The following is an 11,823-nucleotide window of genomic DNA, read 5'->3' on the forward strand; positions in this document are numbered from 1 at the left end:
AGGGAATCGCCAAGCGCCAACCCCCAAAGCCCGCCCCACAATGGACGGGCTTTTTTTTGCCCGCAAAAAAGCCACGGACTTTCGGCGGCCTCCGTTCACCGTTGCGTTATTGGTGTTCCAGGAAAGGTTTGCTATTATTCTAACATTGGATACTTACCAGGCCGTCTTTATAAATAGTCTGTATTCATCATTGATGATAAGATTAAAAAAGTAAATTTTTATGAGGATATCGCCTTGAATTCCAATCGGCAATGTGCAAAGTTAGGTCATCCTTTATTTGGCGATTTTTTGCCTGTTCGGCGGGCGCTTCATTTGGCGGTTTTGGCAATCTTGTCCCCTGCCACATTGTATGCAAACCCTGACGGGGCGCAGATTATCAGCGGGCAAGTCAATATTGACACATCTACAGCGGGTGTGGCCAATATCACCAATAGCCCGAATGCCATTATCCACTGGCAGAATTTTAATATTGCCCAGAACGAAATTACCCGGTTTATCCAGCAAAACAGCCAAAGTGCGGTGTTGAACCGGATTATCGGTGAAAATCCCAGCCAAATACTAGGACAATTGCTGTCTAACGGTAAAGTCTTGCTGATTAATCCCAATGGAATTGTGTTTGGCGCAAATTCAGTGGTGGACACGCAGGGGCTGATTGCTTCCAGCCTTAATTTGAGCGATGAAGATTTTCTAAAAGGCAATTACCATTTTTTTGCCGGTTCCCAAACTGGCAATATCGTTAATGAAGGCATCATCCGCGCCGGTAAGGATGGGAATATCGTATTGATTGCACCTAACATTAAAAATAACGGTATCATCAAAACTGAAGGTGGGCAGATTACGTTGGCGGCAGGGCAAGAGCTTATTCTGACAAGTCTGGATGATCCCGATATTCGTTTTGCCGTTCAAGCCCCCAATAATTCGGTGTTAAATTTGGGTAAATTATTGGCTGAAGGCGGTGCAGTCAATGTTTTTGCCAATACTATCAAGCATCAAGGTGAAATCAATGCTGATGGCGTCGAAATGGATGCCCAAGGCCACATAAAATTAGTTGCGCAACATGACATCAGCCTGACAGAAAGCAGTAAAGTTTCTGCGAATAGTACCTTGGGCGATGCAGGAAATATTCATATTGAAAGCAGGGCCGGAACGGTAAGCTTGCAAGGTAGCGTTGAAGCCAATGCCTCACAAATTGGTAAAGGCGGCCAGATTAAAGTTTTAGGCGAACAAGTTGGTGTGTTAGATAACGCCAGGATTTCCAGCAATGGCGGGCAGGGTGGTGGTGAGATTTTGGTCGGTGGTGATTTTCAAGGAAAAAATCCAGTAGTGCACAATGCCAAGGCTACGTTTATCGGTGCTGACACCCGAATTGACGCAGATGCCAAAAACCAAGGCAATGGGGGTAAAGTCATTGTTTGGTCTGACAAATATACCCGCGCTTACGGTCATATCAGTGCCAAAGGCGGCGAAAAGGGAGGGGATGGCGGCTTTGTTGAAACGTCAGGACACGCTTTGGATGCGTCGGGTATTAAAGTTGATGCGTCTGCCGCTAAAGGCAATAACGGCAAATGGTTGCTTGACCCTAACAATATCACCATCCAGGCTCTCGGCCACGACACCCATGTCAAAGGCAATCCTGATTGGACAACGGAAAATGATGATGGCTTGGTGACTACGGGTAGTATCCAGGCTGCACTGAATAACGGCACCTCAGTGACGGTGACTACTGGAACGTCCGGTACCAACAGCCAGGCAGGCAATATTACAGTGGCTTCCGGTATTGTCAAAAGTGCTGGCGGGGATGCTTCGTTGAGCTTGCAAGCGCATAATAATATTGATATTAACGCAGCGATCATTGCTAAAACCGGAAAATTGGATCTGATGCTGACTCCTAATTCAGATGGTACTGGCGGTGGAATGACCAGCATCTCCAGTTTGATCGATTTGAATAACGGTACGCTAACGTTAAACAGCGAAAGCCAAGTTTTATTTTCAGGGGGGATACACAATGCGACCTTGACGATTCCAGAACTGGCAGTAAGCAAATTCAATGGCTTGTTAAATAATGTACCCACGATCAACATTGGGCAAAGCGCGAAACTGACTATCAACCGGGCTAATGCTGGCCTGAATACGGTTATCAATAACAATGGCATGCTGGACATTAATGCGTTTTTTGTTATGAATACCTTAAATCTTAATAGCGGTTCGTTAAGTGGCGGCGGTAACGTGACGGTGAAAGGGGCGTTTAATTTCCATTCTGGTACGGCATTGACGGGTAGCGGGGTGTTGACAACCGTTGAGGGTGCCCAAACCACCTTAAAGGATTCGGGAATCGTCTATGTGGATAAGCAATGGAACAATTTAGGGACTATAGATTGGAGCGGGCAGGTTGGCATTAGCCACACGACCGGCAATGCGGCGTTCTACAATTTTGCCACCGGCAATATCAACATTAACGCTCCAGGCGTCCGTGAACTGAATACGGGTCTTTTTCATAATCGCGGTACGCTAAATCTTACTGACGGCGTGTTGAAAATATTGAGTCCTGGTAACGATACCGGCAGCTATAAAGTAAGCGGGGCGGGCTTATTGCAATTTTTATCGCCAGGCATACGCAATTTTGTCGGTGCTGATGTAAATAGTACCAATACGGTCGCTTTCGCAAATGGCATCAATAATTTTTCGCATAATTCCAGTTATTACGCACCCCAGACCGAAGTAAATAATTTTGCCACACTCAGTTTCAATACGGGTAAGGCAGTGACGTTATCTGAATTGGCAGTTGATCAGGCAACCCTAAGCGGAGTTGACCCACTGACCATCAGTGATAAATTTGCGATGCATTCCGGGAGTTTGACCGGTTTCGGCAAACTAACGACAGCAACCGCATCGGTCACTGATTTAGCGGACAAGGGCTTGGTTAATTTAAATAAACATTGGGACAATGATGGAACGGTGAACTGGAAAAACGCTGACTTTGTTGATAACGGCACCGTGTCTGTTTTTACCAATGCCCCAAGCGGTACTATCAATATCGGTAGCGCAACGACGGTGGTAGAAAAAGAATTTTCAATCAATACCGCACGGTTTAATAATCAAGGGACAGTCAATTTAGCTGGAGGGACTTTGAAGATTTTCAGCCCAGGTTTCGATACGGGCAGCTATCAGGTATCTGGCAATGGACAACTGCAATTCTGGCATGGTTTGCGGGTTTTTGATAGTGCCGAAATCCATAGCCCCAATACTGTCAAATTCAGTAACGGTAAAAACTATTTCAGGAATGGGGCGGTATACAGTGCCGCCCAAACTGAACTTATCAGTGAAGCCGTGCTAAATTTCAGTAACCATGAGCCGATCACCATTTCCAAATTGACCATAGACGGCGGTACCTTGGAAGGTTCTGATGCAGTCACCATCACCGATACGTTCAATTTCCATGCAGGTACGGTCAAGGGAGGGGCATTAACGACAACGGCTGGAACTGTCACTACCTTGGCCGATAAAGACACGGCCTATCTAGGCAAAACCTGGGACAATTGGGGGGCTGTTACTTGGAACGGTGTAGCCAATATCAGAAATCCCAGCAATATCAATGCGGCATTTAATAATCGTCTAGGTGGGGTCATCAATATCCATGCCGCAGATTCTACTGCCATGCTGGAGATCAATTTGACCCGGTTCAACAACGCCGGTACGTTGAACCTAAGCAGTGGCCAGCTAAAGATTTCCAGTCCTGGAACGGATACCGGCAGTTATCAAGTCAGTGAGTCCGGCCAATTGCAATTCTGGTCAGGTAACCGCGTTTTTGACAGTCATGCGGTAGTAAATAGCATCAATAAAGTCTCGTTTGGCGGTGCAGGGCAATACGTCTTTAAAGCAGGTTCGAATTATAGTGCCGCTGAAACGGGAATTGATGCAGCGCATGTTCTGTTCAATACCGGCAATACCCTCAAGATGCCAATATTGACAATTGCTAACGATGGAAGGGTGATTAGCTCAGATAATATTGAAATAAGTAAACGTTTGGATTTTTCTTACGGTCTTTTTACCGGTAACGGGCTATTGACCAGCACATCGGCCGGTACCATCACTAATCTTGACGACGGCGGGGCATTGCTGGATAAAAACTGGGAAAATTACGGGATCGTTAATTTTAGTGCTGGAGCGGTGACAATAAATCCCCCTGGAACGGGGTCATTGCGCCACTGGAATAATTATGGCGTGATTAACTGGCAAGGCGAAATAGCACCTGTCAACGATCTAGGTAGCAATATTGTCCTGACCAATAAGGCAGAAGGTATTTTCAATATTGACAGTGTCAATGCGGGTGCTGGAACCGCTGGTAGGCGTATTTTGAATTTAGGCGGTTTTAATAATGACGGTACTGTAAATATAACCGGTGGTCTATTGCAAATCCTAAGTCCTGGAACGGACACCGGAACTTACGATGTAAGCAGTAACGGACAACTCGAATTTAAAGACAGCGACCGTATTTTTGACGGTGCATCAATTTTCAGTAACAGCCCGGTCCTCTTTACCGATAACATGAGTTTCTTTAAGAACCATGCTTATTTTGACACTTCTTCAAATTCCACGAAAATCGTCATTGATGGCGGCGAGTTTACTATCAATACCCCTTTGTCTTTAAACAAAGTGGCGATGACCAAGGGTACTATCCATAACTCTGCTGGTTTAACGGTCATCGGTCAATTTGACTGGTCAGGCGGAACAGTGGCTGGCTCTGGGGCATACCAATTTGATGATTTTGTTTATAGCGGCGGCTTAATGGCGGCAACTGGAGCGGTATTGGTTTCCGATAACAATAGAGGCTCTTTAATCTTGCCGTCAATGCCGTCGATAAGCCGGTTGAGCGCATTCTCCGCCGGTCAGTTGACCTTGACGGGTGATATTCGGGCGAGTGGTCAAGGTACTGCGATAGTTATGGAGACCAAGCAATTTAATAATAAAGCGGATGCCTTGCTTTCTGCCCCAAATGGCCGCTGGTTGGTATACAGTGATACGCCCGCAGAAAATACCTTGAGTGGTTTGGGTTCAAATTTCAAGCATTATGGCTGCCCATACATGAGCTTATGTAACGACGGGTTTGATGCGGCCACCGCCAGCGGCAATGGTTTGCTTTATAGCATCATTCCGGTATTGTCAGTGACGCCAGATAAATTTAGCAGTGTTTACGGTGATCCTACTAATTTATCGGCAAGCTACTCAGGGTTTATTGACGGTGACAATGTCGGCTCAGCGGGTATCGGCGGTACGGCGGGCTATGCTGTCAGCGGCTCTTTGAGCGGTGCCGGTTATTATCATGTCGGGAGCCATGAAGTGGCTTATCTGAATGGCCTGACCAACCAATTGGGCTATAAATTACAGGATAACACGGCATCGAAATTGGAATGGACGATCACGCCACGGGATTTAATGATTACGGCTGATGCGGCGGGCAAAACTTACGGGGAACTAGATCCCCTGTTAAGTTACCATGCCAGCGGTTTATTGGTTGGCGATAGCCTGACGGGTTCGGTGAGCCGTTTGAGTGGTGAAAATGTTGGCGATTACGAGATTACACAAGGCGGGCTTGCCGCTTCCAGCGATTATAAGCTCAGTTATTCCGCTAGTAATCTGAGCATTACGCCCCGTGATTTAAACATTATTGCCAATCCACAAAGCAAATTATTGGGTGAGCTTGATCCGATGCTGACTTATCAAAGTGCTGGCTTGGTTAATGGCGACACGCTGAGCGGTTTTTTAAGCCGAATGGCTGGTGAGACAGTCGGGCGTTATTTAATCACCCAAGGCAATCTTGCCGCTAGCCGTAATTACCACTTGACTTACCGTGGTGCCGATTTAACGATTAATGGACCACACTCGGATCCTGTCATAGTGGGGCAGCAAGAGAATGTTCAACAGAACCAAGTGTTGGTGTTGACACAACAGGCCACATTTAACGAACAATTAGACAATGTCACCACCAATAACACCCCCACAGTAAGCAACAAGGGGGCCGTTGTGGACGATGCCAAAAAAGATCGGCGGAAACCACTTGAACAATGTCAATAATCCACTTATAAAACAAACACTTATGAATATTCATATTGCCGAATTTATAAAATGCTTTGGATTATTGTTCTGCTTGGGCTTGGGTGTCACCGCCAGCTATGCCGCCCCCCCGGTGGTCGGCAAGATCAGTTTTGCCCGTGGCAGCAATGCGGCGCAACAACCGGGGGCGGCGCCAAGGATACTGGGTCAGGATGCCGACATTTTTCAAGGCGACAATATCCAGACAACCGAGCGCAGTTTTGTGATCATCGCCTTTAATGACGGCGCGAAAATGACAGTGCGTCCGAACAGCAGTTTTACGGTTGACCATTACGACTCCCAATCGCCACACCCACAGGCGACAGTGACCTTACACGAAGGTGGGGTGCGTACCAGTAGTGGCGATATTGCCAAACAAACGCCAGGGAATTTTCAGATAAAAACGCCATTGGCGACGGTCAATGCCCAACAAGCGGATTATTCAGTCCGGCTTTGCCAAAAGGATTGCGAAAAAGAAGACAACGAAAAGGAAGACAATCTAAAGCAAACTGTCCGGGTTAAAACCGATCAAAGTGTCGTTGCCCGCGTGGTTGATATTAAAGGTTTGGTGATTGCCCATAATCCACGCGACAAGAATGCCAAAGAACGCCAGCTTGCCTTGGGTGCACCGCTTTACAGCGCCGATTATTTGCGTAGCCAAGATAACAGCTACGCATTGATGGTGTTCCGTGATGGTGAAAAAATCACCTTGCAGGCCAATAGTGAAATGGAAATTGCCGATTATCGCTATCAAACCCCTGGTGAACAAGACCACGCTTTGTACCGTTTGACAATCGGCGGGATGCGGGCGTTGACAGGCAGTATCGGCAAAACCAACAAGGCGGCTTATGCGGTTGACACGCCGGTAGGTACTATTGGCATACGTGGAACGGGTTTTGATTTGACTTGCGTGGGGGCTTGCGCCAATAACGGCTTACCGCAATCCGAGAACGTATTGGATGGGCTGGCCGAAGGCCTATACAGCCATGTGTGGCAAGGGCAAATCGTCTTAAAAAATGATAGCGGCGAGCAACTGATAACGATGCCGGAGAGTGGTTATTTTGCCAATCGTAAATCCGAAGTTTTTAAATTACCTGAAATTCCCCAGGTAATCCCTGATAACTTGGTGCCCAGGCCGGATCATGACAACAGTTCCCTGGAAAAATTATTTAGCAAACAGCAGCAACAAGGAGTGCCAAGCGGATTATATGTCACGGTGCATCAAGGACATGTACAGCTAAAACAAGAAAATGTTGCAGGCGATCATGAAAATGTCGATTTGGGTAAAGATGAAGTTGCCTATGTGACTCCGCAAAAAAGCATGGTTCGGTTGAGATGGGGGCAAGCTTTCCAAAAACTTGACCCTTATCCCTTGCCGTCGTCCGATTCCGATGGACAACACTCCAATACTGGCACTTATTCGGTGCTGACCGAAGATGATGCCAGCAGCGATGCAACGACTTATGAATGTAGCAACTAGCCCACTTGCTTGCGCAAGCTATTTTTTCAAGAATGCACTATGAAATCATTACGCCCGCAAAATCGCCTGCTACGCCCTGTGCTGGTTGGTATTTTTTGTTTATCCAGCCCATTAAGCCTGACCGCCGCCCCCCAAACCATCCAATTCATGGTCAGGCATTTTACCGTTGAAGGCGCATCCCCATTGCCTTTGAAAGTGCAGGAAGATTATTTCCAAGCCCTGCAACAGCGGCAATACACGCTTAAAACCCTGCAAGAAGTGGGCAAAGGCTTGGAATTGAAGATACGTGAACAGGGTTATCCGTTTTATCGCGTCATCTTGCCGCCGCAAACATTGGACAACGGTGATGTCAAACTACGGATTGTCTCTTTTGTTTTGGGCGAGGTCAGTGTTGAAGGCAACCATTATTTTAGCAAAGACAATATCCTTGCCAGTTTGCCAGGTTTGCAAAGTGCCGGGTCACCGGACACCCAGGATTTGGCAGAATCCATAAAAGTCGCCAATAAACACCCGTCAAAACAATTGCAATTAACTTTCAAACAAAGCGAGAAGGCGGACCGTGTCGACGCCAAAATCAACGTCGCCGAACAACGCCCTTACCAAGCCTCATTGATATTGAATACCGTGGGTACTAAAAGCACCGGCAATTTCCGTATGACCGGCGCCTTGCAACACAGCAACCTATGGGGTTTGGATCATATTTTCAACGGCAGTTACACCACGTCGCCCGACCATGCCGATTCCGTGGAACAATACGGCAGCAGCTACAGCTTGCCTATCTATGCCCTCAAAGGCTGGTTGAGTGCCTATTATGCGTTTTCCAACGTCAATAACGGCACGGTAGCGAGTGATTTTACCGTGACTGGTTCCGGGGAAATGTATGGACTGCACTACCAACAGTTTTTGCCTAAATGGGGACGTTACGAACACTGGCTGGATGTCGGGTTTGATAACCGTTACTTTATCAACGACATCCAGTTCCAATCAAATCAAATCGGAAAAAATGTCCGCAGTGTGCCCTTGAGTTTACTCTATAAAGCCGAATATCCGTGGCGTAACAGCCATTTTGGCTACCACGTCCAGTGGGTGGGCAATACCGGTGTCGGCGACCACAACGATCAAGCCGATTATCTTGCTGTCCAGCAAAATGCCAATCAGGACTGGAACTTATTGCGCTATGGCGGTAATTTCTCGGTTAATTTTCAACAATGGCTGATACAAACCGTGTTTACCGCGCAATACAGCCAGGATGCCTTAATAGCGGGCGAACAAATCGGCGTGGGCGGCAGTTATGATGTGCGGGGCTATCAGGAGCGGGAAACCAGCGCGGATCGGGGTGAAATTGTCAAATTTGAAATCACCACCCCGACTTGGCAACAGTTCAACTTATTTGCTTTTTACGATTATGGTCATGGCCGTATGGAAAACCATGCCGCCGGTCGTTTCAATGATTGGAGTTTGAGCAGCACCGGAGTCGGTGCGAGCTGGCAATGGCAAAATTATGTCCAGGCCAAAATTGCGGTTGCCAATGCCCTGGATGATGCGGTGACGACACGGGCGGGCGACAGCCGCATCCATGCCAGTATTGTCTTGCGTTATTAAAAACAAAACCCCGAAAGTTTTTAGTATTTTCGGGGTTTTTTGAGCGATGGCTATTTGTGGGCGGGGCTGTTTTCTTTCAAATACAATTCCAACACCGTTTTAGTCCGCAAGTTGTTTTGCCGTATACGCATGACCAAATTCATAAACAACTCCCGCAAGACAAAATAACCTTTTTCAGGATATTTTTCCATAAAACCCAACATTTGTGAGCCACCCACCTTGGCGATGTCGCATTCTGTCAGGGCCGTGACCTCGGCGCTACGCGGCTCGCCATCAAACATCGCCAGCTCGCCAAAAAAATCCCCTTTAGTCAATCGTGCCAATCCGGGCAAAATTTTGTCGATTTCTTCACCTATGCAAGTGCTGATCTGTACCTGTCCATCCAAAATAAAATACACATCCTGGCTGATTTCATTTTCTTTTAAAATCACTTCATTCGGACGATACTTTATTTTTTCAAATTGGACAGTAGCGGTAAAATCGGGGTCATCAAGTAAAAGTACTAAATTTATCATGGTATTGTTATCTCAAAGGAAGTGACAAAAGAAACCCGGTCAGGACATCCAGGTTGTTAGATAGAATTATAGCCGATGTTAAAGACGTGTGGCGTTGTAAAAAACCAAGAAAGTGAGTCAATACCTCACAAATGGGGCATAAGCTTAATTTTTTCAGCTATGCTCATTTAAGATGTTTTAGTGATTTTAGCAAGATGTTGACCGTCGTTTAAAATGCTGCTTATTCTCTGAATACTAACTCATTGTTTAACTTAAAAATTATGATATTTGTGCTAGTCCACGGTATCAACGATACCCGCGTTAAATTCAAGGCCATGCAAGCCGTTCTTGAAAACCAAGGCCACCGCTGTATTGTGCCATCATTGACTCCCAAAAATGGCAGCTCAGGTCTGGCGTATTTGGCGAGGCAACTTAATGGGATTATTTGTGCTGAAATAGACGGCTCCAAGGCCAAAATTTGTCTGGTGGGTTTCAGCATGGGCGGGCTGGTTGCCCGCTATTATTTGCAAGAGTTGGATGGCTGTAAATATGTCAGCCAATTCTTTTCCATTGCCACACCCCATCATGGCAGCGTGTTAGCTTATTTGTCTTCAAATTTGGGGGGCAAGGATATGCGTCCGGGCAGCGGATTTCTAAGGATGCTGGCGCAAAGCGAGATGCGCTTGCAGGGTGTGGATAGCTATTCTTACTGGACGCCGTTTGATTTGATGATTTTGCCTGCCACCAGCTCGATATGGGCAAAGGCCGTGAATATAAAAGTCAATGCCTTATGTCATCCGTTGATGGTAAAAAATGGGCGGATTATTGCGGACATGCTTGCTAAAGTGGAGATCGCAGAATCTGCCGGGCTTGGTGATAATCGGCTTTGATTATCGGGAAGCCCGCCGTTTTTGTGGCAAAAGTGGCGGGCTTCTTTAGCTGTGGTGTGGGCGGCCCTGCCAAATGATCGGAGGGCCGTTACAAATCAATTAAGGTGTAACAACACGGTTTTTTTCAACAATCATTTGTTCAAAAATAAATACGCTAGGCTTGCTGACATCAATAGTCGCTTTTACCCAATGCGAATTAGGATTGCCGAAAGTTTCGACGCGGGTGAAGTTTTCCAGTCTATTGGCGGTAGATTCCCAAGGCATAATGAAAGGGAAGTCCGTGCCAATCACGTCAGAAGGCAATTTGGAAGGAAAAGGCTTGTCGATACGGAAATAATGGCTGTCACCGTGGACCAGGACAACAGGTTTGCCAAATTTACGGGTTTCTTGTTCAAGCAACACCAGAAAATCTTCATATCCAGTCAAGTTTTGGGCTGGAATAAAATCCCAAGGGTTCGCCTGGATAGTGATCATGATGCCGGGGCTTTGTCTTTTGGTAGCGAGTGCAAATGAATTATGCAACCATCTTAAGTTTGCGGCGTTACGTGATTTATATTCCGCTTTTGCCTGGTCAAGGTATTTTGGATCAGTGCTTAAACCGTTGTTGCTACCCGGGATGTGCAAGCCCACAAACATGACGTTGTTTTTGAACCAGCGTAAGTTTTCAGGAAAGCCTTCACTTTGTCTGTTTACCGGTAATTTGGTTGCGCCCAGGCTAGTGGGTTCGCTGAATTTTGCAAACAGGCTACGCAATAATGCCAAGCGTTCAAAAGGATTATAACCGCCGGCCGCTGCACGGTGGCAATCAGTCCATTCGTTATCGCCAAACACATAAAAAAGCGGGTGTGTGGATTGGTTGAAGGTAGCCAAACGGTCGTTATAAATTTTATCGTCGCAAGGAACGCTGCCGCCTTTAAAATCACCATCATGGATAATGAATGACAATTCTTTATGGGCATCAAGGTCTTCCATAAGGTTTTGCGATTCAATCAATTTCGCATCGGAGTAAGGCAGGTCGCCAATAAGGGCGATTGAAAAAGGTGTGGTTTGGATTTCGGCTTGCAGGTCGATGGATGAGCAAGCAGAAAAAACTACCGCAGAAGCAATTAATAATGACTTGATTTTGTTATTCATTGTGTTTCCCGTGATGTTGTGAAAGGAAGGAGAAAGATAAACAAAATTTATGTCATTAACGTGTCAACTGGATCATGGATTCCTTAACTTACTTTAACTGTGGCATAACCTGACATTTTTGTGCGGATTGCGT

General features: G+C 46.4%; 6 protein-coding genes. 4 read left to right on the forward strand and 2 right to left on the reverse strand.

Going from position 1 to position 11,823, the window contains the following annotated elements:
• The first annotated feature begins 234 nt into the window (after window positions 1–234).
• From PHH59_RS13625 to PHH59_RS13635, 3 genes are read left to right on the forward strand one after another with little or no spacing between them, the layout of a single operon-like run.
• The gene (locus PHH59_RS13625) at window positions 235–6,072 is read left to right on the forward strand and encodes an MBG domain-containing protein (protein WP_300017174.1); all 5,838 of its coding nucleotides are present in this window, start codon (window positions 235–237) and stop codon (window positions 6,070–6,072) included.
• Window positions 6,073–6,094: 22 nt separating this feature from the next.
• A complete protein-coding gene (locus tag PHH59_RS13630) occupies window positions 6,095–7,570 on the forward strand; it encodes a FecR domain-containing protein (RefSeq protein ID WP_300017177.1) in 1,476 nt (491 codons plus the stop codon).
• A 39-nt stretch (window positions 7,571–7,609) separates the two neighbouring features.
• Window positions 7,610–9,172, forward strand: a complete 1,563-nt coding sequence (locus PHH59_RS13635) for a ShlB/FhaC/HecB family hemolysin secretion/activation protein (protein ID WP_300017180.1) — start codon at window positions 7,610–7,612, stop codon at window positions 9,170–9,172.
• A 50-nt stretch (window positions 9,173–9,222) separates the two neighbouring features.
• Here the strand turns inward: PHH59_RS13635 and PHH59_RS13640 are convergent, their stop codons facing one another.
• Window positions 9,223–9,687, reverse strand: a complete 465-nt coding sequence (locus PHH59_RS13640; RefSeq protein WP_300017183.1) for a cyclic nucleotide-binding domain-containing protein — start codon at window positions 9,685–9,687, stop codon at window positions 9,223–9,225.
• Between the two features lie 260 nt (window positions 9,688–9,947).
• Between PHH59_RS13640 and PHH59_RS13645 the strand changes: the two genes are divergently transcribed.
• Window positions 9,948–10,556, forward strand: coding sequence for an alpha/beta fold hydrolase (locus PHH59_RS13645; protein ID WP_300017186.1), 609 nt, complete (start codon window positions 9,948–9,950; stop codon window positions 10,554–10,556).
• 99 nt (window positions 10,557–10,655) lie between these two features.
• On the opposite strand, the gene PHH59_RS13650 is transcribed toward PHH59_RS13645, so the two are convergent.
• Window positions 10,656–11,690, reverse strand: coding sequence for a metallophosphoesterase (locus tag PHH59_RS13650; RefSeq protein ID WP_300017189.1), 1,035 nt, complete (start codon window positions 11,688–11,690; stop codon window positions 10,656–10,658).
• Window positions 11,691–11,823: the final 133 nt, after the last annotated feature.

Source organism: Methylovulum sp., assembly GCF_028687615.1.
GTDB lineage: Bacteria > Pseudomonadota > Gammaproteobacteria > Methylococcales > Methylomonadaceae > Methylovulum.